This window comes from Mesorhizobium sp. B2-5-4, assembly GCF_006441095.1.
GTDB classification, from domain to species: Bacteria; Pseudomonadota; Alphaproteobacteria; order Rhizobiales; family Rhizobiaceae; genus Mesorhizobium; species Mesorhizobium salmacidum.
On sequence record NZ_VFUR01000019.1, the window covers coordinates 20,133 to 42,477 of the forward strand.

Annotated in this window: 26 protein-coding genes; 17 read left to right on the top strand and 9 right to left on the bottom strand. The window is 64.1% G+C overall.

Translation table 11 applies throughout. The features are described from left to right. The first annotated feature begins 36 nt into the window (after positions 1-36). The 7 genes from gnd to FJ492_RS21820 all read left to right on the top strand — a co-directional run bounded on the left by gnd (position 37) and on the right by FJ492_RS21820 (position 6,859). Positions 37-1,053, top strand: a complete 1,017-nt coding sequence (gene gnd, locus FJ492_RS21790; RefSeq protein ID WP_140716771.1) for a phosphogluconate dehydrogenase (NAD(+)-dependent, decarboxylating) — start codon at positions 37-39, stop codon at positions 1,051-1,053. Positions 1,054-1,075: 22 nt separating this feature from the next. Continuing rightward, positions 1,076-2,452, top strand: a complete 1,377-nt coding sequence (zwf, locus tag FJ492_RS21795; RefSeq protein WP_140510242.1) for a glucose-6-phosphate dehydrogenase — start codon at positions 1,076-1,078, stop codon at positions 2,450-2,452. A gap of 14 nt (positions 2,453-2,466) precedes the next feature. Continuing rightward, positions 2,467-3,171 carry an ROK family protein gene (locus FJ492_RS21800; protein WP_140772306.1) on the top strand — a complete coding sequence of 235 codons (705 nt, stop codon included), beginning with the start codon at positions 2,467-2,469 and terminating at the stop codon, positions 3,169-3,171. Between the two features lie 208 nt (positions 3,172-3,379). Further along, the gene (locus FJ492_RS21805) at positions 3,380-3,844 is read left to right on the top strand and encodes a MucR family transcriptional regulator (RefSeq protein WP_140772211.1); all 465 of its coding nucleotides are present in this window, start codon (positions 3,380-3,382) and stop codon (positions 3,842-3,844) included. Between the two features lie 211 nt (positions 3,845-4,055). Continuing rightward, the gene (locus tag FJ492_RS21810; RefSeq protein ID WP_140772213.1) at positions 4,056-5,156 is read left to right on the top strand and encodes an aminotransferase class I/II-fold pyridoxal phosphate-dependent enzyme; all 1,101 of its coding nucleotides are present in this window, start codon (positions 4,056-4,058) and stop codon (positions 5,154-5,156) included. A 160-nt stretch (positions 5,157-5,316) separates the two neighbouring features. After that, entirely contained in the window at positions 5,317-6,555 is a 1,239-nt protein-coding gene (locus FJ492_RS21815) for an MFS transporter (protein ID WP_140772215.1), read from the top strand. A 73-nt stretch (positions 6,556-6,628) separates the two neighbouring features. Next, positions 6,629-6,859: a hypothetical protein gene (locus FJ492_RS21820; protein WP_140510236.1), complete on the top strand. Its 231-nt coding sequence runs from the start codon at positions 6,629-6,631 to the stop codon at positions 6,857-6,859. Between the two features lie 169 nt (positions 6,860-7,028). On the opposite strand, the gene FJ492_RS21825 is transcribed toward FJ492_RS21820, so the two are convergent. The 6 genes from FJ492_RS21825 to hemC form a co-directional block, all read right to left on the bottom strand. Further along, the gene (locus tag FJ492_RS21825) at positions 7,029-7,745 is read right to left on the bottom strand and encodes a glutamine amidotransferase (protein ID WP_140772217.1); all 717 of its coding nucleotides are present in this window, start codon (positions 7,743-7,745) and stop codon (positions 7,029-7,031) included. 18 nt (positions 7,746-7,763) lie between these two features. Continuing rightward, positions 7,764-8,243 carry a TerB family tellurite resistance protein gene (locus tag FJ492_RS21830; protein ID WP_140716783.1) on the bottom strand — a complete coding sequence of 160 codons (480 nt, stop codon included), beginning with the start codon at positions 8,241-8,243 and terminating at the stop codon, positions 7,764-7,766. 35 nt (positions 8,244-8,278) lie between these two features. Next, complete coding sequence (locus tag FJ492_RS21835) at positions 8,279-9,871, bottom strand: heme biosynthesis protein HemY (RefSeq protein ID WP_140772219.1); 1,593 nt, start codon at positions 9,869-9,871, stop codon at positions 8,279-8,281. Positions 9,872-9,881: 10 nt separating this feature from the next. After that, a complete protein-coding gene (locus FJ492_RS21840) occupies positions 9,882-11,357 on the bottom strand; it encodes a COG4223 family protein (protein ID WP_140510229.1) in 1,476 nt (491 codons plus the stop codon). A gap of 110 nt (positions 11,358-11,467) precedes the next feature. Beyond that, positions 11,468-12,184, bottom strand: coding sequence for a uroporphyrinogen-III synthase (locus FJ492_RS21845; protein ID WP_140772221.1), 717 nt, complete (start codon positions 12,182-12,184; stop codon positions 11,468-11,470). A 2-nt stretch (positions 12,185-12,186) separates the two neighbouring features. Continuing rightward, a complete protein-coding gene (hemC, locus tag FJ492_RS21850) occupies positions 12,187-13,125 on the bottom strand; it encodes a hydroxymethylbilane synthase (protein ID WP_140772223.1) in 939 nt (312 codons plus the stop codon). Between the two features lie 103 nt (positions 13,126-13,228). On the opposite strand from hemC, the gene tsaD reads away from it, so the two are divergent. Genes tsaD through FJ492_RS21885 form a run of 7 tightly spaced genes read left to right on the top strand, consistent with a single transcriptional unit; the run spans position 13,229 to position 18,006 of the window. Continuing rightward, on the top strand, positions 13,229-14,314 hold the full coding sequence (tsaD, locus tag FJ492_RS21855; RefSeq protein WP_181166722.1) for a tRNA (adenosine(37)-N6)-threonylcarbamoyltransferase complex transferase subunit TsaD: 1,086 nt from the start codon (positions 13,229-13,231) through the stop codon (positions 14,312-14,314). Further along, complete coding sequence (locus FJ492_RS21860; protein ID WP_140772225.1) at positions 14,311-15,333, top strand: NAD(P)H-dependent glycerol-3-phosphate dehydrogenase; 1,023 nt, start codon at positions 14,311-14,313, stop codon at positions 15,331-15,333. Before tsaD ends, FJ492_RS21860 begins: the two co-directional genes overlap by 4 nt. Before the next feature lie 31 nt (positions 15,334-15,364). Continuing rightward, entirely contained in the window at positions 15,365-15,661 is a 297-nt protein-coding gene (locus FJ492_RS21865; protein WP_140772227.1) for a YciI-like protein, read from the top strand. Between the two features lie 41 nt (positions 15,662-15,702). Beyond that, on the top strand, positions 15,703-16,128 hold the full coding sequence (locus tag FJ492_RS21870; RefSeq protein WP_140772229.1) for an EVE domain-containing protein: 426 nt from the start codon (positions 15,703-15,705) through the stop codon (positions 16,126-16,128). Beyond that, positions 16,083-16,808, top strand: coding sequence for a methyltransferase (locus tag FJ492_RS21875; RefSeq protein ID WP_181166720.1), 726 nt, complete (start codon positions 16,083-16,085; stop codon positions 16,806-16,808). The genes FJ492_RS21870 and FJ492_RS21875 overlap by 46 nt, the downstream gene beginning before the upstream one ends. A 22-nt stretch (positions 16,809-16,830) precedes the next feature. Further along, positions 16,831-17,247 carry a DUF1761 domain-containing protein gene (locus tag FJ492_RS21880; protein WP_140772233.1) on the top strand — a complete coding sequence of 139 codons (417 nt, stop codon included), beginning with the start codon at positions 16,831-16,833 and terminating at the stop codon, positions 17,245-17,247. Between the two features lie 9 nt (positions 17,248-17,256). Next, positions 17,257-18,006: a glycosyltransferase family 25 protein gene (locus FJ492_RS21885; protein ID WP_140772235.1), complete on the top strand. Its 750-nt coding sequence runs from the start codon at positions 17,257-17,259 to the stop codon at positions 18,004-18,006. A gap of 86 nt (positions 18,007-18,092) precedes the next feature. Here the strand turns inward: FJ492_RS21885 and gcvA are convergent, their stop codons facing one another. Further along, positions 18,093-19,025, bottom strand: a complete 933-nt coding sequence (gene gcvA / locus FJ492_RS21890; RefSeq protein WP_140510213.1) for a transcriptional regulator GcvA — start codon at positions 19,023-19,025, stop codon at positions 18,093-18,095. Positions 19,026-19,190: 165 nt separating this feature from the next. On the opposite strand from gcvA, the gene FJ492_RS21895 reads away from it, so the two are divergent. Continuing rightward, complete coding sequence (locus tag FJ492_RS21895) at positions 19,191-19,433, top strand: hypothetical protein (protein WP_140772237.1); 243 nt, start codon at positions 19,191-19,193, stop codon at positions 19,431-19,433. A 69-nt stretch (positions 19,434-19,502) separates the two neighbouring features. Here FJ492_RS21895 and FJ492_RS21900 read toward each other — a convergent pair whose 3' ends face one another. Next, complete coding sequence (locus FJ492_RS21900) at positions 19,503-20,015, bottom strand: L,D-transpeptidase (protein ID WP_181166721.1); 513 nt, start codon at positions 20,013-20,015, stop codon at positions 19,503-19,505. Positions 20,016-20,183: 168 nt separating this feature from the next. On the opposite strand from FJ492_RS21900, the gene FJ492_RS21905 reads away from it, so the two are divergent. Together FJ492_RS21905 and FJ492_RS21910 are read left to right on the top strand one after the other, a co-directional pair. Further along, positions 20,184-20,867, top strand: coding sequence for a response regulator transcription factor (locus tag FJ492_RS21905; RefSeq protein WP_027145512.1), 684 nt, complete (start codon positions 20,184-20,186; stop codon positions 20,865-20,867). A 122-nt stretch (positions 20,868-20,989) separates the two neighbouring features. Next, positions 20,990-21,445, top strand: coding sequence for a cyclic nucleotide-binding domain-containing protein (locus FJ492_RS21910; protein WP_027145513.1), 456 nt, complete (start codon positions 20,990-20,992; stop codon positions 21,443-21,445). 72 nt (positions 21,446-21,517) lie between these two features. Here the strand turns inward: FJ492_RS21910 and FJ492_RS21915 are convergent, their stop codons facing one another. After that, positions 21,518-22,324 carry an exodeoxyribonuclease III gene (locus FJ492_RS21915; RefSeq protein WP_140772241.1) on the bottom strand — a complete coding sequence of 269 codons (807 nt, stop codon included), beginning with the start codon at positions 22,322-22,324 and terminating at the stop codon, positions 21,518-21,520. Positions 22,325-22,345: the final 21 nt, after the last annotated feature.

The window sequence follows — 22,345 nt, forward strand, 5'->3', positions numbered from 1 at the left end:
CAAACCCAGCAAATCTCTAGGAAACAGGACGAAACCATGCAGATCGGAATGATGGGACTGGGCCGGATGGGCGCCAACATGGTGCGGCGCTTGATGCGCGACGGCCACGAATGCGTCGTCTACGACATCAATCCGGCCAGCGTCGCGGCGCTGGTGAGCGACGGCGCGTCCGGAGCAGCCTCGATGGCGGAATTCGTCGGCAAGCTCGCCAAGCCGCGCTGCGTGTGGCTGATGCTGCCGGCGGCGATCACCGGCAAGATCATCGATCAGGTCGCGGCGCTGATGGAGCCTGGCGACATCGTCATCGACGGCGGAAATTCCTACTATCACGACGCTGTCGATCAGGCCGCGAAACTGGCCGCCAAGGGCATCCACCTTGTCGATGTCGGCACCAGCGGCGGTGTCTGGGGCCTGGAACGCGGCTACTGCCTGATGATCGGCGGCCCCGACGTGGCGGTGCAGCACCTCGATTCGGTCTTTGCCACGCTGGCGCCTGGCGCCGATGCCGGCGCGCCCACCCCGGACAAGACCGCCGGCACCGCGCCCTATGGCTACCTGCATTGCGGACCGAGCGGCGCCGGCCACTTCGTCAAGATGGTGCACAACGGCATCGAATATGGCGTCATGGCCGCCTATGCCGAAGGCATGAACATCCTGAAGTCGGCCAATGCCGGCAAGCGGCAGCGTATGGCGGACGCCGAGACCAGCCCGCTGGAAAACCCGCAATACTACCAGTTCGACGTCGACCTGCCGCAGGTGGCCGAGGTGTGGCGACATGGCAGCGTCATCGGCTCCTGGCTGCTCGATCTCACCGCCGGCGCGCTGAAGAGCGATCCGGGTCTGGCGCAATTCGGCGGCCGGGTCTCGGATTCCGGCGAGGGACGCTGGACGCTGAAGGCGGCGATCGACACCGGCGTCCCGGCGCCGGTGCTGTCCTCGGCCCTGTTCGATCGTTTCTCCTCGCAAGGCGAGTCCGAATTCGCCGACAAGCTGTTGTCCGCCATGCGTTATGCCTTCGGCGGTCACATCGAAAAGCCGAAGGACGGCAAGTGACGGCGGCAGGGGAGACGCAGGCATGAGCCAGGAACGGTCCGACACGCTGGTGCTCTTCGGAGCGACCGGCGACCTCGCCCACAAGAAGATATTTCCAGCGCTTTACCAGATGATCGCCAAGGGCACGCTTACCGAACCGGTGATCGGCGTCGCCTTCGATGCCTGGGATTTGAGGCAATTGCAGGACCGGGCTCGCGACGGCATCGTCAGCGCGCTCGGCGCCATCGATGAGAAGGTGTTCGCCAAGCTGGCGTCGCTGCTGCGCTATGTCAGCGGCGACTATCGCGATCCGGCCACGTTCGAGAAGCTGAAGACGGCACTCGGCAGCGCCCAGCGGCCGCTGCACTACATGGCGGTGCCGCCGTCCATGTTCGAGACAGTCGTGCAAGGCCTGGAGCAGTCGGGCACCGCGCATGGCGCGCGGCTGATGGTGGAAAAGCCCTTCGGCCACGATCTGCAGTCGGCGCGCTGGCTGAACCGCGTGCTGCACCTCGTGTTCGACGAACAATCGATCTTCCGCATCGACCACTATCTCGGCAAGGAAGCGATCCAGAACCTGCTCTATTTCCGCTTCGCCAACGCCCTGCTCGAGCCGATCTGGAACCGCAATTACGTCGAGAGCGTCCAGATCACCATGGCCGAGGACTTCGGCGTCGAAGGCCGTGGCCGCTTCTACGACGATGTCGGCGCTATCCGCGACGTCATCGAGAACCATCTGCTCAACATCCTGCTGCTCCTGGCCATGGAGCCGCCGGTCGGCCGCTCCGCCGACGACCTGATCGACGAGAAGGTGCAGGTGCTGCGCGCCATCCGGACATTGACGAAAGACGATGTCGTGCGCGGCCAGTTCACCGGCTATCTCGCCGAGCCCGGCGTGGCGCCGAACTCGCCGGTCGAGACCTTCGCAGCGGTGCGCTTCTTCGTCGACACCTGGCGCTGGCAGGACGTGCCGTTCTTCATCCGCGCCGGCAAGAACATGCCGGTGCATGTCACCGAGGTGGTGGTGCGGCTGAAGCGGCCGCCGCTCGACGTCTTCGATCCGATCAAGCCCACCGACCAGAATTACGTCCGTTTTCGCATCGACCCGCAGGTGACGATCGCCATCGGTGCCCAGCGCAAGGCGCCCGGCGACGACATGACCGGCGAGCAGGTGGAACTGACCGCGCTTGACGATTCAAAGGGCGACATGCCGCCCTATGAACGGCTGATCGGCGACGCCATGAACGGCAATGGCCAGCTCTTCACCCGCCAGGACGCCGCCGAACTGGCCTGGCGCATCGTCGGTCCGGTGCTCGGCGACACCACGCCGCCGCATCTTTACGAGCCGAAGACGTGGGGACCGGCGGACGCCATGGCCGGCTTCGGGCCGCCCAATGGCTGGATTGATCCGGTGGCATGAACGGAGAGGACAAGATGGCCAAGGCGGTGAAGGAGGCGGCGTCGGACACCGGGAAGATAGTGCTGGCGATCGACATTGGCGGGTCGCACGTCAAGATCCTGACCAGCGACGGCGGCACCGAGCGCCGGGCGGATTCCGGGCCTGACCTGACGCCACGGCAGATGATCGGCAAGGTGAAGAAGCTCGCCGAGGGCCTGTCCTATGACGTCATCTCGATGGGTTATCCGGGCCCTGTGCGTCACAACAAGCCGGTGCTTGACCCCATGAATCTCGGCAAGGGCTGGGCCGGCTTCGACTTCGCCGCTGAGTTCGGCAAGCCGGTCAACGTGGTCAATGACGCGCTGATGCAGGCCCTCGGCAGCTATGAGGGCGGGCGCATGCTGTTCCTGGGCCTCGGAACCGGCCTCGGCGCGGCGATGGTCCTCGACAATGTCGGCCAGCCGATGGAACTCGCCCATCTCCCCTACAGAAAAGGCCAGAGTTTCGAGGACTATGTCGGCGAACGCGGCCTGGTAAAGCGCGGCAAGAAGAAGTGGCGCGGCTATGTCTTCGACGTCGTCAACCGGCTGCGTGCCGCCCTGCAGCCAGACTATGTCGTCATCGGCGGCGGCAATGTCGACAAGCTCGACGAATTGCCCCCCAACTCCAGGCGCGGTGACAACACACGCGCTTTCGAAGGCGGATTTCGTCTGTGGCGCGACAAGGCCCTGATCGTCTGATATTATTACAGTTTAGTATAGTTGTTCAAAATGGCGTGTGGTGTCGCGCCGATAGATTGCATTGTGCAGATTTGCCGACTAGGAAGTCAGCCCCACTACATCGCGTCGCGCGCGACGCACAAAGACGACGCACTTTAATTTTGCGCATCATCCTTTTTGAAAACGGCCCCATTTTCGAGGTCATGCGCCATGGATGGAGGAAAATAGATTGACCGACGAAAACAGCCACGCCAGCAAAACCCTCGACCTTCTCGAACTGACGGCCCATATCGTATCGGCCTATGTCGAGAAGAACCGCCTGCCTGCGTCCGGCCTTCCCGAACTGATCGCCAGCGTCAGCGCCTCGATCAGCGGGCTCGGCCAGCCGGTCGCTCCGGTGGCGGCACCGCTGGTCCCCGCCGTCAACCCGAAGAAGTCGGTGACCCCGGATTTCATCATCTGCCTCGAGGACGGCAAGAAGTTCAAATCGCTGAAGCGTCATATCGGCGTGCATTTCGGCCTGACGCCGGACGCCTACCGCGCCAAATGGGGCTTGCCGTCGGACTATCCGATGGTCGCACCCAACTACGCCGCTTCGCGCTCGGAACTGGCGAAGTCGATCGGGCTCGGCCGCAAGGCCGTCGCGCCGGCGTCTGCCAAGTCGAAGGGCAGGAAGGCCAAGGTTTCGGCCTGAGCGGTTTCATCTGAGCCAATGTTTTGTCTGAAGCCTGCCGGCGGTTACGCCTTGGCAGGCTTCATGCTTTTGTGGCTTGGATGAACCAGACAAGCTTTGAGCAATTCCAGGAAAAGTGTGAAACGGTTTTCCGTCCGGAATTGCGTCTAGACAAAGGGGATGGAGCTCTTGCCGTTTCCGTGAAACGGTGAACCGCTCCGGAGGGGAAGCGATGAACTACACCAGGATGGTGATCGAGAGAGAAGCCCCGGAGGAGTACGGCTATGAGCGTATCCGCTACAATCTCTCCGAAAGCTCGATTGCCGACCAGAAGCTCTCCGACATCGGCCTCTCGCTGCCCGACCTGACGCTCTTTTACGGCGAGCACCGCGGCGACAAGGCGTTGCGCGACCTGATCGCCGCGCAGGATGCCGGCATCTCGACCGACGATGTGCTGGTCACCGCCGGTGCCGCCGGTGCGCTGTTCATCATCTCGACCTCGCTGCTGTCGGCCGGCGATCACCTCGTCGTCATCAGGCCCAACTACGCCACCAACATTGAAACGCCGAGGGCGATCGGCTGCGCCATCAGCTTCGTGGACCTGGCTTTCGAGGAAGGCTTTGCCATCGACGTCGAACGCATCAAGGCAGCGATGCGGCCGAACACCAGGCTGATCAGCGTTACTTGCCCGCACAACCCGACCGGGACCATGATGAGCCGCGCCGATCTCGACGCGCTGGTCGCGCTTGCCGAGGCCAGTGGCTGCCATTTGCTGGTCGACGAAACCTACCGCGATCTTTCCTATGGAAAGCGCCTGCCAGCGGCGGCTTCCCTGAGCAAAAAGGCCATCAGCGTCTCGTCGCTGTCAAAAGCCTTCGGCATTCCCGGCATCCGCATCGGCTGGCTGATCACCAGGGATGCAGCCCTCCAGGAAAAATTCCTCGCCGCCAAGGAGCAGATCGGCATCTGCGGCAGCGTCATCGACGAAGGCATTGCGCGTGGCATGCTGGATCGCCGGGACGCGTTTCTGGCAAAGCTGCTTCCCGAAATGGCCAAGCGCCGCGACATCGTCCAGGCCTGGATCGACCGCGAGCCGCTGGTCGACTGGGTACGGCCTGAGGGCGGTGTCGTCGGTTTCCCGCGCCTCGATGTCGAGTCCGGCTTCGACCTAGACCGGTTCTATATCAGGCTGTTGGAAGACCACGGCACCTATGTCGGGCCCGGCCACTGGTTCGAGATGGAAAAGCGCTTCTTCCGCGTCGGCTTCGGCTGGCCGACGGAGGCCGAATTGAGAGGCGGATTGAACGCGATTTCGGCCGCGCTACGGCAGTAACTTCCGCGTGCGATCGACGACGCGGATCGAAAGTCCCTTGATCCAGACCTGTTTTTGACGCATATCCGCGCCGAATTTTACCAAGTTCCATTGGCCGGAACAGCGCCCATCCGGGAAGTGCCCCGCCAGCCGATGCCAAAGCAACCGGGGCCCTATCTTCATGATACCTGAACAAACTTTACCGGAGCAGCGTTACGCCGCTTTCCGGCACAAAGCCTTCCTCAGCTATTGGACGGCGCGCTTTCTCACCACCTTCGCGACCATGATCGTTTCCGTCGCCGTCGGCTGGGAGATCTATGACCTGACGCGCGATCCGTTCGATCTCGGCATCGTCGGCATCGTCCAGTTCCTGCCATCGCTGTTGCTGGTGCTGGTCACTGGCGCCGTCGCCGACCGCTTCGGCCGCCGGGTGATCATGGCGCTGGCAACGGTGGTCGAGGCAGCCTGTGCGCTCGTTCTCCTGTACTTCACGCTGCGCGGCCTCGTCAGTCCGCTGCCGATCTTCGTCGTTCTGGCGCTATTCGGCATGGCGCGCGCCTTTTACGGACCGGCCTCGTCGTCGCTGTTCGCCAATCTGGTGCCGCCGGAAGATTTCGGCAATGCGATTGCCTGGAACTCCTCCGCCTGGCAGACGGCCACGATTGTCGGTCCGGTCGCCGGCGGCCTGCTCTATGGCGTCTCGGCCGAAGCCGCATACGCCGTCGCCTCTGTGCTGATGCTGGTGGCCGGTCTGCTGATCTTCACCATTCCCAAACCCGCCCAGCAAAGCGCCACCGATAAGCCGACAATGGAAACACTATTTGCCGGCTTCCGCTACATCTGGAGCGAGAAGATCGTGCTCGGCGCCATCTCGCTCGATCTGTTCGCAGTGCTTTTGTCCGGCGCCTCGGCACTGCTGCCGGTCTATGCGCGCGACATTCTGCAGCTCGGCCCCTGGGGCCTCGGCCTGCTGCGCTCGGCGCCGGGCATCGGCGCCATCTGCGTCGCGGTATGGCTCGCCGGGCACCCGATCCGCGACCACGCCGGCAAGATCATGCTGAGCTTCGTGGCGGCGTTCGGCGCCTTCACCGTGCTGTTCGGTCTGTCGACCCTCACCTGGCTGTCTATCGTCGCCTTAGTCTTCCTCGGCGCCACCGACATGTTCAGCGTCTATATCAGGGAAACGCTGATCCAGCTGTGGACGCCCGACGAACTGCGCGGCCGCGTCAACGCCGTCAACCAGGTCTTCGTCGGGGCGTCCAACGAAGTGGGTGAGTTCCGTGCCGGCACCATGGCGGCGCTGATCGGCACGGTTCCGGCGGTCGTCATCGGCGGCGTCGGCGCCGTCGCGGTTGCTGGCCTGTGGGCCTATCTATTCCCGGCGCTGCGCAAGGTGCGGCACCTCAAAGGACGAAACTGACGGCTTCATCGCTATCGGCGGGGCAGCGAATCCGTGCTAAGCCGCCCGCCCAACCAACCAAAGGACGACACCTGTGAGCGAACCGACTGTGGCCGAGGCGACCGAAAGTATCTATGCGTCTCTTCGGGCGGACAATGCCGACATCGACGCACATATCGCGACGCTCAAGGCAGCGCTGGCACGAGAAGGGATAAAACAGGCGGTGTTCGATCCTGCCAAATTGGCGCAAAGCAACCGCTCGGGCCGCAAGTTGATGCAGGCTTATTTTCGGCAGCGCGGCGTGAGCGTGAGCTTTTCGGACTAGAGCGGTTCAGTGTTTGTTGGAATCGCCGAACCGCTCTAACTCTTTGTTTTCACGCAATTCCGGATGGAAAACCGCTACGCACTTTTCCTGGAATTGCTCTAGTTTCACGCGCCGAAAGCCGCCGGTCGGAAGTCGGCCGGATTTGGCCGTTCAGAGCACCGGTTCGACTCTACCGCGCCACCGGTCCGCCAAAAATCATGCGCAAGAACTCGTCCAGCCAGCGCCTCAAATGCATGTCCCAGATCAGCCGGCCGCCGAGATGATCGCGGCCGGGCTGGGCGCCGGGCAGCTCGAAGCGGTGGGCGCCGCGCACCACCCAGCGTTGCATCATCACCCGGGTCAGTTCGCCATGGAACTGGATGCCCCAGGCATTGTCGCCGTAGCGGAAAGCTTGGTTGGGATAGGTCTCGTTCGTGGCCAGCAGCATCGCGTCGGTCGGCAGCGAAAAACCCTCGCGGTGGAACTGGTAGACCATTTCGGGCCAGTGCATCAGTTTCTTGCCGACCTCGGTCGCCTTCAGCGGATACCAACCGATCTCGACCAGCCCTTCACCATGGCCCTCGACCTTGCCGCCGAGATGATTGGCCAGCATCTGCGCGCCAAGACAGATGCCGAGCAGTGGCCGGTTTTCCCTGAGCGGGATTTCCAGCCAGTTGGTCTCGCGGCGGACGAATTCGTCCTCGTCATTGGCGCTCATCGGCCCGCCGAACACCACCGCGCCGGCATGACCATCCAGTGTTTCGGGCAAGGCGTCGCCGAGCGGCGGGCGGCGGATGTCGAGATCGAAGCCTTCTTCCAGCAACATGTGGCCGACGCGCCCGGGGCTCGAATTCTCCTGATGCAGCACGATCAGGATTCTTGGCTTCGGGCTCGTTATGGGCGGCATCGTTGGACGAGATCCCGTCTATTCGTCGCTTGACGTCCCACGGGCACCCGGTACCTCGGCCGCGGCCTTGCGGCGCGCCTCGATCCGGTCGTGGCGCTCGACGCCGATCAGCTCGGCGACCCGCCACACCGTATTGTCCTCGAGCTCATGCAGCTCGCCATCGGCATAGACGATCTCCCACATCAGGCCGATGAAGGCCTTGCGCCCCTCCGCGTCGAGATGGCGCTTGAGCACGCTGGTGAAGGCGTAGAGATCGATCGCCTCGTTGTCGGCGCGCTCGCCTGCGGCGGCCAGCGCTTCGAGTTCGGCACCGTTGATCGAATAGCTCTGCGCCAGCACCGCCTTGAACCGCTCCCACTCGACATCCTGGCGAACGCCGTCGGCATTCATCACATGGTAGAGCAGCGCCGAAGCCGCGACGCGCGGGTCGTCCGCGCTGGTATGGCTGGCGGAGCCAGCCGGCAAATCCCTGAGAAACGACAGAACGCGCTCGAACATCGATTCATTCCCAACGGCCCCATGGCCGGCCCAAATCAAAACAGCCGGAACCGGCGTGGCGACTTTTCCGCCTCGTCGTCCGGATCGACGCCTGGATCGTCCGGCAGGCGCGCCAGTTCTTCCGCCGGCTCGACGGCTTCGGCATCGGCCGGCACCGCGGCAAAGGCGGCTGCCGTGACCGGGGTGACATGATCCTCGCGGCTTTCGGCGTCCTTGCCCGTCGCCTCGTCGCCCGAGGCGGCATGATCGATCACGTCGACCGGCTTTTCCGGCCTCGCCGGGACCTCGATGGCCACTACCGGGGCATCCGGCTCATCGCGGCTGTCGATCAGTTGGCCAAGCCGCTCCATCGGCGCGCGCCATTCGAAGGCGTCGAGACGGCCGGTAACCGGCGATACCGGCGCCCAGCGCTCGGAGACGACGCCGTCGGCCACCCAGGCCGGATCGCGCGGCGCCCGAACCGCCTTGGAGAGCAGCTGCCGCACCTTGCCCTGGTCGCCGGTCTCGGCCTCCTCGATATCGGCAAGGAGCAGATAGGCACCCTCGCGGCGGTCCATGCGGATCGCGGCTTCGGCCTCGCGCCTGGCGGTCGACAAATCCTGCGCGTCGAGCGCGGCACGCGCCACTGTCATCGACGATTCGGCGTGGTTCTTCTTCATCTCCTGCAGCCTCTTTGCCCGGTTGAGCCGATCAAACACGGCGTCACCCGGCCTTGCATGGGTATAGAGCTCCGCGATTTCGGGATGCGGCTCGGCCTTCCATGCTGCTTCGAGGATCTTCGAGCCCTTGCGTACGTCGTTCTGCTTGAACAGCGCCGCGGCGGCGGCAACGGCGGCGGGGGCGAAATCCGGCTGCAGCCTGTTAGCCTCGAGCGCCGCTGTCCTGGCAGCCGCGGGATCGCTATCGGCGAGCGACTGCGCCTTGGCGGTCAACAGCACGGCGCGGCGGCGGTTGGCGGCGTCGCGTTCGATTTGCCGCGTCGACTTCTGCGCATCGACCAGTTTCAGCGCCCCGTCCCAGTCGCCGCGCGCGGTCAGCTCCTCCAATGTCGATTCGGCTGCCCAGGCCAGTTGCGGCGCCACGGCGGCGGCGCGGCCGGCATAGTGCCGGGCTGCGTTGCGGTCGCCCAGCCGCTCAGCCTCCAGGTAAAGCCCTCGCAGGCCAAGCAGCCGCATTTCGGGGTCGTCGAGCATGCTCTCGAACTTTTGGCGCGCGCCTTCATGATCGCCTTCGAGCAGCGATGCCTGCGCCTCGAGCAGATGGATCAGCGGCTCCTGGTCGGAGCGGATCAGCTTGGCCGCTTCCTTGGTCTTCTTGCGGGCCAGCGCCCCGTCGCCGGCACCGGCGGCGATCATGCCGGTCGACAGCGCCTGATAGCCACGGTCACGGCGGCGCACGCGGAAATAGCGCGAGATGGTGTAGGGGCTGTTCCACAGCGACTTGATGAGCCACCAGACGATCATCACCGCCGCAACGACGGCAACGACGGCCACCGCCGCCACCATCAGGCTCACCTGGTATTGGTAGCCGTTGAAGGTGACGACCATGTCGCCGGGCCTGTCGGCCAGCCAGGCAAAGCCCAGCCCGAGCGCGAAGACGACGATGAGGAAGGCGAGCAGGCGGATCATCGTGTTGCCCTCATGCCTTCATCGCGCCGGAGATCAGTGCGTCGACCTGGGTTTCGACCTCGATGCGGGCTTTCAGTTTGCCGGCAAAGTCGGCGCCCGCGGCCTTCACGGCTTGCGGCAACGTGTCATATTCGCTGAGCGCCTTGGCATAGTCGCCCTGAGTGACCGCAACCTCCATGCGCGCCACGGTTTCCGGTGCGCCGGCGCCTTCGACGGCACCGATCGGCCGGACCTTGACCAGCGATTCGGCGCTCGACATCAGGTTCTGCAGGAAGCCGGCATTCTGGTCGGCCGGCGTGGCCGCTGCGACCATGGCATTGGCGGCCGCATCCATCTGCGAGGCGATCTCGGTGCGGGTCGGCACGCCTTTTTCGGCATAGGGGCGCAATGTCGCGAGCTGCGGCGCATCAGGCGAAATCGCGGCCAGCGTATCGAGTTCGGCCGAAAACGGCGCGCCGCGATCGAGCGCGGCCTTCAGCGCCGAAGCCGCGATGGCGAGCGCGACCTTCGGCTGCGATGCCTGTGCATCGACCTTGCCGGAAAGCTGCGACACCGACTGTTCGAGCGCGGCGAGCCGGCCTTCCTGCGCCTTCGCCGCCTCGCTCGTCGACTTCACCAGCGCATCGAGACCCGCCATTTTTTCGTTGAGCGGACCAAGGTCGACCGGTGCCGTGCTGCCGGCCTTGCCGAGGGCCGCCACCGTGGTTTCGATCTGCTTGACCTTGTCGCCAAGTGCTGCAAGCCCGGCATTGTCGCCGGCGCCGCCCTGTTCGACCGCCGATTTCAGCGCCGCGACATCGCTCTTGACCTGGTCGAGCCCCGACGACAGGCCATCGACCCTGGCCGACGCACCATTGTTGTTGCCGGCTTCCCTCATGTCCGCGATTTCGCTCTTCAGCGAGGCAATCTCGCCATTGACACCAGCGAGCGAGGCACCGGGAGCGGATCCCGGCGCGCCGAGTAGGCCGGCAAATTGCAGGCCGCCGGCACCGACCAGCGCGATGACACCACCGATGATGCCGGCGGCGACGCCGTTGAGGCCGCCCCGCTTCGGCTGCACTGTCATCGGTTCGCTCCTTGCGTCGGCTTTTCCGGAAGCCGCCTTGGTTTCGGCGGTTTTGGCGGTTGCATCCTCAAAATTGTAGTCGGAAGCCTTGGCGCGGTTGGCGGGAGTATCCGAACCGGGATAAGGCATTTCCGGCTCGGCGGTCTTGGCCTCGGCATGCGGTGGCGAATCCGTGCCAGACTGCCCGGCGGCATCGCCATGCTCCCAGGGTTCGAGATCCGCCTGATCGGCATGCACCGGCTCTTCCGGGGGCTCTGGCCGTGAGGCATTCGCTGCTTCCTCGGCCTTCGCCTCGTCCGTCTGGGCAATATCCTTGGCGGCATCCCCGTCGACGATGCGTGAGACGGCGCCCGGATCGAGGTCGATGGTCACCGGCTCGCGGCGGCCTTTCGAGTGTCGCATCTTCGGCGTCTTGACCATGCATGGGCTCCGCAAAATTCGCTTCGTCTCAACGCCCGGCGGCGCGTGATGGTTCAGAAAGGGTCTAGCACATCACCAAGCGGTGAAAAGGGGCGGTGTGATGACGCGGGTCAGGGCCGTGCCCGCAAAAGTGCCAGCAGCGCCTCCTCGTCGGCTCGTGCGGCGACGCGGATTGCTTTGCCGGCACTGTCGCCGAAGGCGGCGGCGATGCGCGCGGAAAGGACAAAAACCCGCGTCTTTTCAAAGACCTTTTGCAGGGCAGGCCGGCTGGCCAGGACCTGCATCGCGGCAGCGGCCTTGGCGGAATAGAGCAGCACCGCATCGACGGATTGGCCTGATATCAGCGGAAGAATCGCTTCGTCCGAATAGCTTACCGCTATCGTGTCATAAGTCTCGACGGCATGGACCTGGACATGAGCAGCTTCCAGCTTCTGTTCGAAGGCGGGAAACCGCACGCGCCCACAGAGATAGACGAGCGCTTTACCGGAAAACGCGATTCCCATGCCCGCGGCCAGCGCCTCGGCATCGCCAGGCCCCTCGCTGACCGAGAGAAAGCCTGCGTCGCGCGCCGCCTCCGCTGTCCTCTTGCCGACAGCATGGCAAGGCAGGTTGGATAGCACCGCCATCAGATCTCCAGGGGCATGGCGCACCGCATTAGCGCTGGTGATGGCAACGGCGGCCACGTCGTTCGGAACCGCCTTGGCATCGACCGGCAGTGCCATCGTCTCCGTCAATGGCAGCAGAAGAGGCTCAAAACCCATTTCCTCCAGCTTTCGCGCCGTGCGCGACGCACCCGGCTCCGGTCTGGTGACCAGGACCCGGAGCATTTTCAGAGCCAACCGTCGAAGAACTTTTCGCCGGCCCTGGCGCGAACTGTCCGTGCGGCATCAGCCCCAATTTCCGCTGCGTCCGCGGCCTCGCCTTCCAGCCGGACGTCATGCCACTCCGTGCCGTCGGGCGAGATGATCAGCCCGGCAAAGGACAGTTTCCCGCCTGATACCGTCGCATGGCCGGCGATCGGTGTGCGGCACGAGCCGTCGAGCGCGGCGAGAAACGCGCGCTCGCAGGCCAAGGCCTGGCCGGTCGGCGCATGATGGATCGCCGCAAGCATATTCTCGATATCACGGTCGCCGACGCGTGTTTCGATGCCGATCGCGCCTTGTCCCGGCGCCGGCGGAAAACCCTCCAGCGGCATCAGGTCGGTGACCACGCCTTCGAGCCCGAGCCGCTTCAGCCCGGCATAGGCGAGGATGGTGCCCTCGGCGATGCCTTCATCCAGCTTGCGCAGCCTCGTCTGCACATTGCCGCGGAACATCACCACCTCGAAATCCGGCCGCATCCGGCGGATCAGCGCCTGGCGACGGAGCGACGACGATCCGATCTTGGCGCCATGCGGCAGATCGGCGATCCGCTTGACCGCCTTGCCTATGAAAGCGTCGCGCGCGTCTTCGCGCGGCAGGAAAGTGGAGAGCTCCAGTCCGTCAGGAAGCATCGTCGGCATGTCCTTCGACGAATGCACGGCGATGTCTATACGACCATCGAGCAGCGCTTCCTCGATTTCCTTGGTGAACAGGCCCTTGCCGCCGGCCTCCGACAGTGGCCGGTCCTGAATACGGTCGCCGCTGGTCGAGATGGGCACCACTTCAAACGCCTGCTCGGGAAGGCCATGCGCTTTCATTAGCCGCACACGCGTCTCATGCGCCTGGGCGAGCGCCAGCGGGCTGCCGCGTGTTCCGATTTTCCGTGTTCCGATTTTCAAAGTTTGCATGGCGCGCGGTCCGTGATAACCCCCGAGCGAAATCGAGGTCTTGCCGGCCTTTTCCTAATGGGGAATAGCCTCATAAACAATCTCTTGGGATAGCGACGAATTGATCCGCGTTCTGGGCATTGAGACGAGTTGCGACGAGACCGCCGCCAGCGTCGTGGCGCTGGAGGGCGATGCCGCGCCGAAAATCCTGTCCAATATCGTGCTCTCCCAGATCGAGGAGCATGCCGCCTTCGGCGGTGTCGTGCCGGAGATCGCCGCGCGCGCGCATGTCGAGGCGCTGGACGGCATCGTCGAGGCGGCACTCGCCGATTCGGGCGTGGCGCTTGCCGATATCGATGCCATCGCCGCGACCGCCGGGCCGGGCCTCGTCGGCGGGCTGATTGTCGGCCTGATGACGGCCAAGGCTATCGCGGCGGCGGCCGGCAAGCCGCTGATCGCCGTCAATCACCTCGAAGGCCACGCCTTGACGGCGCGGCTGACCGACGGCCTGGAATTCCCCTATCTCTTGCTGCTGGTCTCCGGCGGTCACACGCAGATCCTCGCCGTGCGCGGCGTCGGCGACTACCAGCGCTGGGCCACCACCATCGACGACGCGCTCGGCGAAGCCTTCGACAAGACCGCCAAAATGCTCGGCCTGCCCTATCCCGGCGGCCCCAATGTCGAAAAGGCGGCGCTGTCGGGCAATGCCTCGCGCTTTGCCTTCCCGCGGCCGATGAAAGGCTCGGCCCAGCCCGATTTCTCCTTTTCCGGTTTGAAGACCGCTGTGCGCCAGGCGGCAACCGCGATCGAGCCCTTGAGCGACCAGGATGTCGCCGACATCTGCGCCTCATTCCAGGCGGCGGTCGCCGATGCGCTGGCCGACCGCGTTTCTCGCGCCCTGGCACGCTTTCGCAAGACATTCCCTGGCACCAAAAACCCGGCGCTGGTCGTCGCCGGCGGCGTCGCCGCCAACCGCGCCATCAAGGCGACGCTGGAGCGGCTATGTACCGAGAATGGTTTCACCTTCGTCGCGCCGCCGCTGAAATTGTGCACCGACAATGCCGCGATGATCGCCTGGGCCGGCATTGAGCGGCTGCGCGAAGGCATGGCGCAGGAGAACGGCTTCGATTTCGTGCCACGCTCGCGCTGGCCGCTGGATAGCGTCTCGACGCCAATGGTCGGCTCCGGCCGGCGCGGAGCCAAGGCATGACTGACAAAGCCATGAAGAGCGCGGACCCCGGCAAAAGCGGCTGGCGTGTCGCCGTGCTCGGCGGCGGCGCTTGGGGCACGGCGCTGGCGCTGGCCATGCTGCGCGCCGGCCACTCGGTACGGCTGTTCGCGCGTGACCCTGAAACCGTGGCCTCGATCGGTCGTGGCGAGAACCCGCGCTATCTCCCGGGCATTGCCATCGCACCCGGTATAGACGCGACGAGCGACATCGAGGCAGCGCTTGCCGGGGCCGATTGCGTGCTGGCGGTGACGCCTGCGCAAGCGTTGCGGGCGACCCTGGCGGCCGCGAAGGATCATATGCCGGCTGGCATTCCACTCGTGCTTTGCGCCAAGGGCATCGAGCGCGACACTGGCGCCTTGCTGTCGGCAATCGCTGCGGAAATCCTGCCGCGAAACCCGGTCGCCGCCCTGTCGGGGCCAAGCTTCGCCAACGATGTCGCCCGCGGCCTGCCGACGGCGGTGGTTGTGGCTGCCGGCGACGAGGCCCTAGCGGCCGACCTTGCCGCCAGTTTCTCGGCTGAAAACCTGCGCTGCTATTCGAGCGACGACCTGATCGGTGTCGAAATCGGCGGCGCCTTGAAGAACGTCTTCGCCATCGCCGCCGGCGCTGTCACCGGTGCCGGGCTCGGCGCCAGCGCGCAGGCCGCCATGGTCACGCGCGGCTTCGTCGAGCTGCGCCGCATCGGTGCCGCCTTCGGCGCCAGGCCCGAGACCCTGATGGGGCTTTCCGGCCTTGGCGACCTGCTGCTCACTTGCTCGTCGACGCAATCGCGCAATTTCGCCTATGGGCTGGCGCTCGGGCAAGGCAAGGCGCTTTCCGGACTGCCGCTGGCCGAGGGCGTGCCGACCGCGGCGATCGCCGCCCGCATCGCCGCCGAGCGCAATATCGATGCGCCGATCATCGCCGCCGTGGCCGCCATACTGGACGGCGGGATCACCATCGGCCAGGCCGTGACGGCCCTGATGACCCGGCCGCTGAAGACCGAAACCAACGATTGATCCCCTGATCCAACCACCCAGGAGAAAGACCATGCTGTTTGCTCTGATTTGCAAGGACAAGCCCGGAAGCTTGCAGGTGCGCCTCGACACGCGGCCCGAGCATGTCGCCTTCCTCGAAGGGCTGAACAGCGACAAGAAGCTGGCCTTTGCCGGTCCGTTCCTCGACGCCAACGGCAAGCCAAACGGCAGCCTCGTTGTCGTCGAGGCGCCCGATCTGGCAGGCGCACAGGCCCTGTCGGCCGCTGACCCCTATGCCAAGGCCGGCCTGTTCGAATGCGTCGAAATCCGCCAGTGGAACTGGACGTTCAACAAGCCGGCGGCTAGTTAATTTCCGGTCGCCGGCGACGGGATCGCAAGGAGGAGAGAAAAATGAACTACTGGCTGTTCAAATCCGAACCCTCGGTTTTCTCCTTCGAGGCGTTGAAGGCCAAGGGCAACGCCGGCACGCAATGGGACGGCGTGCGCAACTACGCCGCCCGCAACAACATGCAGGCCATGCAGATCGGCGATCTCGGCTTCTTCTACCATTCCAACGAGGGGCTGAACGTGGTCGGCATCGCCGAGGTCTGCGCGCTGGCCCATCCCGACACCACATCCGATGATCCGCGCTGGGAGTGTGTCGACATCCGTGCCGTCAGGGACATGCCGAACCCGCCGACGCTGGAAGAAGTCAAGGCCAATCCAAAGCTGGCCGAGATGGCGCTGGTGCGGCTCGGACGGCTTTCCGTGCAGCCGGTGACCCCGGCCGAATGGAAGGAAGTCTGCCGCATGGGCGGCCTGAGGCCTGCGCCGTGACGGCACTCACCCCCGACAGCGCCAGGCAGTTCATCCTCGACAACACGGCTCTGATGGCACCGCCGCATGTACCGGAGATTCTTCTCCACCTCGCCGACGAAGCGCATGATCTTTGGCAGCGGACCGAGGATGAACTGGTCGAGATCGGCCTGCCGCCACCCTTCTGGGCTTTCGCCTGGGCCGGCGGCCAGGGCCTCGCCCGCTACGTCATCGACAATCCCGACATAGTGCGAGGCAAGCGCGTGCTCGACTTCGCCTCGGGCTCCGGGCTCGTCGCCATCGCCGCCGCCAGGGCGGGGGCTGCCGAGATAACCGCTGCCGATATAGACCCGTTCTGCGCCACCGCGATCCGGCTCAACAGCGACGCCAATGGCGTCGTGAACAAATTCCTCGGCACGGACTGTATCGGCACCGATGCGGATTGGGATGTGATCCTGGCTGGCGATGTCTTCTACGACAAACCCTTCGCCGACCGGCTGATGCCGTGGTTTTCGGCGCTCAAACGGCGTGGCGCCGAGGTCCTCGTCGGCGATCCCGGCCGGTCCTATCTGCCACGATCGGGGCTGGAGCCGCTTGGCGTCTACCAGGTGCCGGTGACAAGGGCGCTCGAGGATGCCGAAGTCAAGCGCACGACCGTGTGGCGACTGCTTGACGCCATCGCCGAACAGGCGTTTCCATAAAGCCGCACAGGAGGGGGAACTCGTGGATTTTTCAGCAGTGAACTGGATCGCGGTGGTTGCCGCCGCCATGGTCGCATGGCTGTTCGGCGCCGCCTGGTACATGGCGTTGAGCAAGCCCTGGCTGAAGGCCGTCAAGCTCGATCCGGCGACGATGAAGAAATCGCCGCTGCCCTTCGTCATCTCCTTCATCGCCGAGCTGCTGATGGCCTACATCATGGCCCTGGTCGTCGGCGCGATGACGGGTGGTGAGCCGACCTGGCTCGCCGGCCTGATCTTCGGCTTCGTGCTTTGGCTGGGTTTCGTCGCCACGACGCTGTCGGTCAACCATCGCTATGAGAATTTCGGCTGGGACCTGACCCTCATCGACGGCGGCCATTGGCTGGGCGTGCTGCTGATCATCGGCGCGGTGATCGGCTGGTTCGGCGCCGCGGCGAGCTGAGATAACGCTTTGACGACGACGGATGAATCCGGATTTCCCCGCGACCTGGTGTTCACCCGGATCTGCCACGTCAAGCATGGCTATGACGAACGCCGCCGCCACATTGTCCGCGAGTTTGAGCGGCGCGGCGTGCCCGTCTACTTTTACACGGACTGGGACAAGCCAGATATCACCTCGGAGATTCGTGCTGAATTGGTCGCTCCCGATTTTGTCCACCCGGCGCAGGTCTCTCTGGCGCTGAAGCATGTCGGTATATGGCGCGACTTCCTCGAAACCGACCTGCCCTATTGCCTGGTGTTCGAGGATGACGTCTTCCTCGCGCGCGACTTCGTCGCCAAATTCCGGCAAGGGCTGGCCGAACTCGGCAGCCCGATGCGCAAGGCCGTCATCTATTTCGGCAACGGCAGCAACTACTACACGCCGAGCTGGAAATTGCGCAGGGGTCAGAGGCTCTACCCGGCACTGCATGCCAGGTGCGCGGATTCCTATCTCATCACCCGTCCGATCGCCGAAGCCCGTTGTGCCTGGATCGATCAGCACAAAATATACACCGTGATCGACCACCAGATCGAGCAGATGGACGAAAAACTGGGCATTGAGATGCTGTGGTTCGAGCGGCCAATTGTCGAGCAAGGCAGCGAAAACGGCGCTTTCCAGACTTCCGTCGCCGGCAAAAAGCATCCGCTTCTGTACAAGAAGCTGAAATGGAAATGGAAGAAATACACAAGGATGATCTTCGGCCACAACGCCCGGTCCTGAGCGCGGAGCAATTCCAGGAAAAATGCGTCGTGGTTTTCCCGGGAAAAGCGCGTAGCGCTTCCCTGGGGAACGCATAAGACAAGAGATTAGACCTTGTCCGCCGTCCGCGTCCTGGCAACTTCCTCGAGGATCCATTCGCGGAACGCGACGATACGGGGATCGTCCGCCATGGCCTGGGGATAGACCAGGAAATAGGCGAATTCCGGCGCAACCCTGATGCTGAGTTCGAAGGGCCGCACAAGCCGGCCCTCGGACAGGTCGTTCGCCACCATGGCGAAATCGGCAAGCGCGACGGCATTGCCGTCGAGCGCCGCCTGGACAGCATCCGTGGACGTGCCGAAGACGACGGTGCGGCTGTCGTCGAAATCGTTGATGCCGGCCGCCGCCATCCACATGCGCCAGTTCGGCCAGGTCACGCCCTGGCGGGCCCATTCGATATGGGCAAGCGTGTGGTTGAACAGGTCGCGCGGCTCGCGCAGGGGCGGCCCAGATGCCAGGAGGCCCGGACTGCATACCGGAATAATGATGTTGTCGAACAGGCGATGCGCGCAGAGTCCTGGATATTTGCCGGCGCCGAAGCGGATGCCGACATCGACGTCGTCAAGATCGAAATCGCGCAAGCCATAGGCAATGTCGAACCTGAGTTCGATGCCCGGCCGCTGCTTGCGGAAATTCTCGACACGCCGCATCAGCCATTTCGCCGCGAACTGCGCGTCCAGCGTCACCTTCAGGAATTCCGTGCCGCGCGCCAATTTGCGCGCCCGCATCACGGCCCGGCCAAGCAGGTCGAGCGTGTCGGTCGCCGCCTCGTACAGCACCGTGCCCGCTTCCGTCAGACGGATGGTGCGGCTGGTGCGGGTGAACAGCACGATGCCGAGCTGATCCTCGATTTCCTTGATCTGGTGGCTGACGGCGGCGGGCGTCAGGCCGAGCTCGTCGGCGGCTCGGGTGAAATTGAGGTGCCGGGCCGCCGCCTCCAGCGTCCTGAGCGCCCGTGTTCCAGGCAAGAGGGCTGCCATCAGCGCGCGGCCCGATCGAAGCGGCCCATGGAGCCTCAATCCTCAAATAAAACTTGATGATGAGAAAAGAACTACTCGTTTCCCGTTTGTTTTTCAATCCGGCATGATTGCAACATCAAAACACCATCAAACCGGATTTGATGTCCGGAGAATACGGATCCCATCATGTCTCACATCGTTCTTCACCCTGCCTACATCGCCCGGCCGGGCTGGCTGTCGGCTGTCCGTGATTGGCTGCGGCAGGCCAGGGTCGCGGTCAATCTTGGCCACCAGAACGTCGAGGATCTGTCCGATCGCCAGTTGCGCGATATCGGCGCCGCCCGCGAGGACATCACCCGCGCCATGGACCGCGAGACCGGCCGGCTGGGCCTTCTAGACATCGGCTGGCAGCGAAACAGGAAGGAATAAGGGCGTAGCATTGATGATGCGGCTTGGGCGTGTCTGCTGCTTCTGAAGACTTCCCATTCCCCTATTCCCCTATCTCACCACCCTCACCACCGTCCGGTCCGACAGCAGCGGCAAAAGCCGCGCCATCGTGCGCGCGGTGACCGCCACACAACCTTCCGTCGGCGTGAAGCCGGGACGCGCCAGGTGGAAGAAGATGGCGCTGCCGCGCCCGCGGCGGCGCGGCGCGATGTTCCAGTCGAGCACCAGGCAGGCGTCATAGAGCCGGTCGTCGCGCCGCATGCGTTCGTGGCTGGCGCCATAGGGCATCTTGACCGGCCTGTTATAATTGCGGTCGTCTGGGACCTCGCACCAGCCGAGATCCGGCCCGATCGGCGCCATAGCCAGCCGCGTCCTGCGGCCGGCGGCAAACTGATCCCCCCGGAAATAGCCCGCCAGAATGCGCATCGAAGCGAGCGGCGTCGCGCCGTCGCCTTCGCGCTTGTCGGCGCGGATGCCGCCGCGCCCCAGCGCGCATGCAAACACAGTTTTGCCGGCCTGCAGCAGGCCCTGGCTTGGGTGGCCCGGCCTCGCCCGCACGGTCATCACGCGCAGCCGTTTTGCCAAAATTGCGCCGGCTGCATTGCGATCGCGTTTTTTCTTGTATGATCGTGCCACGGAACAAATCACTGTGATCGGCTATTGTGCCGGCAAGCTTCCGCATAAATACGCAGCGGTCAACTGAATTCACTTTTCAAAACAACGGATTGATCCATGACCTCACGTACCATCCTGATCGTCGATGACGATGACGACCTGCGCGGCACACTGGTCGAGCAATTGTCCCTCTACGAGGAATTCGACGTGCTGCAGGAATCCACTGCGGCAAAAGGCGTCACCGCTGCGCGTGGCGGGCTCATCGATCTGCTCATCATGGATGTCGGCTTGCCCGACATGGACGGCCGCGAGGCGGTGAAGATCCTGCGCAAGGGCGGCTACAAGGCGCCCATCATCATGCTGACCGGCCACGACACCGATTCGGACACGATTCTGGGTCTCGAGGCCGGCGCCAACGACTATGTCACCAAGCCATTCCGGTTCGCGGTGCTGCTTGCCCGTATCCGGGCGCAGCTGCGCCAGCATGAGCAGAGCGAGGACGCGACCTTCTCGGTCGGCCCCTATACCTTCAAGCCCAGCCAGAAACTGCTCATCGACCCGCGCGGCGGCAAGGTGCGGCTGACGGAAAAGGAGGCCTCGATCATCAAATATCTCTATCGCGCCGACCAGAAGGTGGTGACGCGTGACGTGCTGCTGGAGGAAGTGTGGGGATACAATTCCGGCGTCACCACGCACACGCTGGAAACCCATGTCTACCGTCTGCGCCAGAAGATCGAGCGCGATCCTTCCAATGCTGAAATTCTTGTGACAGAAAGCGGCGGCTACAAGCTGGTTCCTTAAACATTGCACTATCCAATGAGCGGTCTGGGCGGGGCCGCTTTCGGGTACGATCCTGTTGGAGGGGGATTCAGGGACCGTACCGCAGAGGAGGGATTGGACTGACCGTTCGGGGACAAAGCTAGATGGCGCTGGATGACGACATCCGCATCCTGTCCGCCGTGAGGCTTTTCGAAGGCTTCACGCAGGAACAGCTGCGCCTGCTCGCCTTCGGAGCCGAGACCACTCTCGTGCAGGCGGACCACAAGCTTTATCGCGAGGACGACGTGGCCGACTCGGCCTATGTCGTGGTCAGCGGGCGTATCGTGCTCTATCGCGAGCAGAATGGCGAGCGCATCCCGATCGGCAAAGTCGGTCCCGGCACGATGCTCAGCGAACTGGCGCTGATCGCCGACACCAACCGGCTGACCAGCGCCTCGGCCGAAATCGATTCGGAGGTGATAAGGCTGAGCCGCAAGATGTTCCGGCGCATCCTGGAGGAGTATCCGGAACTGGCGGTGAAACTCCACCAGCGCATCTCCGAGGAATTCCACGAAATGATCCGCCGCATCGAGGAACTGGCCCCGCGCTTTTCGGGTTGAGGCCGTTGTCGCGAGAGAACTCGATGCTTGGCGGGAAGGATCGCGACGAACGCCTTTTTATCGACGACTCCGTTAATCCAAGTCGAACCGGGCGATGACCGGCACATGGTCCGACGGCCGGTCCCAGCCGCGTGCCTGGCGCAGGATCTCGTAGCCGGCAAAATCAGGCACCAGGTTTGGCGACGACCAGACATGGTCGAGCCGCCGGCCACGATTGGACGCCTCCCAATCCTGCGCGCGATAACTCCACCAGGTAAAAAGCTTCTGTTCCGATGGCACGTTGAGCCGCATCAGGTCGACCCAGCCGCCGGCCAGCCGCATCGCCTCGAAGTTCTCGGTCTCGACCGGCGTGTGGCTGACCACGTTGAGCAATTGCTTGTGCGACCAGACATCATGCTCCAGCGGCGCGATGTTGAGGTCTCCGACCAGCACCGAGGCCGACACCTCGCCGTGCTCGGCCCGGATGGCGTTCATCTCGGCGACGAAATCGAGCTTGTGCCTGAACTTCCTGTTGATCTCGGGATCCGGTTCGTCGCCACCCGCCGGAACGTAGAAATTGTGCACCAGGATCGTCTTGCCGCCGGCCCGCACGGTCACCGACAGATGCCGGCTGTCCTCGATGTCGCAGAAGCGGCGCCTTTCGACCACCTCGATCGGCCGCCGCGCCACCGTCGCCACGCCGTGATAGCCCTTCTGGCCATGGAAGGCGATGTAGGGATAGCCGATCTTACGAAAGGCTTTTTCGGGAAAGAGCTCGTCCGGGACCTTGGTTTCCTGCAGGCAGAGCACATCGGGCGCGTACTCATCGAGCAGGCGTTCGATGATCGGCATGCGCAGGCGCACGGAGTTGATGTTCCAGGTGGCGATCGAAAGGGGCATGCGGCAAGATCCGGCGATAGA

Excerpts from the sequence above, each read along its gene's own strand:
- FJ492_RS21915 (WP_140772241.1), bottom strand. The coding sequence starts at position 22,324 with ATGCCCCTTTCGATCGCCACCTGGAACATCAACTCCGTGCGCCTGCGC.
- hemC (WP_140772223.1), bottom strand. The coding sequence starts at position 13,125 with ATGCAAACTTTGAAAATCGGAACACGGAAAATCGGAACACGCGGCAGC.
- gcvA (WP_140510213.1), bottom strand. The coding sequence starts at position 19,025 with ATGGCAGCCCTCTTGCCTGGAACACGGGCGCTCAGGACGCTGGAGGCG.
- FJ492_RS21835 (WP_140772219.1), bottom strand. The coding sequence starts at position 9,871 with ATGATCCGCCTGCTCGCCTTCCTCATCGTCGTCTTCGCGCTCGGGCTG.
- FJ492_RS21810 (WP_140772213.1), top strand. The coding sequence starts at position 4,056 with ATGAACTACACCAGGATGGTGATCGAGAGAGAAGCCCCGGAGGAGTAC.
- FJ492_RS21860 (WP_140772225.1), top strand. The coding sequence starts at position 14,311 with ATGACTGACAAAGCCATGAAGAGCGCGGACCCCGGCAAAAGCGGCTGG.
- FJ492_RS21895 (WP_140772237.1), top strand. The coding sequence starts at position 19,191 with ATGTCTCACATCGTTCTTCACCCTGCCTACATCGCCCGGCCGGGCTGG.
- zwf (WP_140510242.1), top strand. The coding sequence starts at position 1,076 with ATGAGCCAGGAACGGTCCGACACGCTGGTGCTCTTCGGAGCGACCGGC.
- FJ492_RS21830 (WP_140716783.1), bottom strand. The coding sequence starts at position 8,243 with ATGTTCGAGCGCGTTCTGTCGTTTCTCAGGGATTTGCCGGCTGGCTCC.
- FJ492_RS21845 (WP_140772221.1), bottom strand. The coding sequence starts at position 12,184 with ATGCTCCGGGTCCTGGTCACCAGACCGGAGCCGGGTGCGTCGCGCACG.
- FJ492_RS21870 (WP_140772229.1), top strand. The coding sequence starts at position 15,703 with ATGAACTACTGGCTGTTCAAATCCGAACCCTCGGTTTTCTCCTTCGAG.
- FJ492_RS21825 (WP_140772217.1), bottom strand. The coding sequence starts at position 7,745 with ATGCCGCCCATAACGAGCCCGAAGCCAAGAATCCTGATCGTGCTGCAT.
- FJ492_RS21865 (WP_140772227.1), top strand. The coding sequence starts at position 15,365 with ATGCTGTTTGCTCTGATTTGCAAGGACAAGCCCGGAAGCTTGCAGGTG.
- gnd (WP_140716771.1), top strand. The coding sequence starts at position 37 with ATGCAGATCGGAATGATGGGACTGGGCCGGATGGGCGCCAACATGGTG.
- FJ492_RS21800 (WP_140772306.1), top strand. The coding sequence starts at position 2,467 with ATGGCCAAGGCGGTGAAGGAGGCGGCGTCGGACACCGGGAAGATAGTG.
- FJ492_RS21900 (WP_181166721.1), bottom strand. The coding sequence starts at position 20,015 with ATGACCGTGCGGGCGAGGCCGGGCCACCCAAGCCAGGGCCTGCTGCAG.
- FJ492_RS21905 (WP_027145512.1), top strand. The coding sequence starts at position 20,184 with ATGACCTCACGTACCATCCTGATCGTCGATGACGATGACGACCTGCGC.
- FJ492_RS21840 (WP_140510229.1), bottom strand. The coding sequence starts at position 11,357 with ATGGTCAAGACGCCGAAGATGCGACACTCGAAAGGCCGCCGCGAGCCG.
- FJ492_RS21910 (WP_027145513.1), top strand. The coding sequence starts at position 20,990 with ATGGCGCTGGATGACGACATCCGCATCCTGTCCGCCGTGAGGCTTTTC.
- FJ492_RS21875 (WP_181166720.1), top strand. The coding sequence starts at position 16,083 with ATGGAAGGAAGTCTGCCGCATGGGCGGCCTGAGGCCTGCGCCGTGACG.
- FJ492_RS21815 (WP_140772215.1), top strand. The coding sequence starts at position 5,317 with ATGATACCTGAACAAACTTTACCGGAGCAGCGTTACGCCGCTTTCCGG.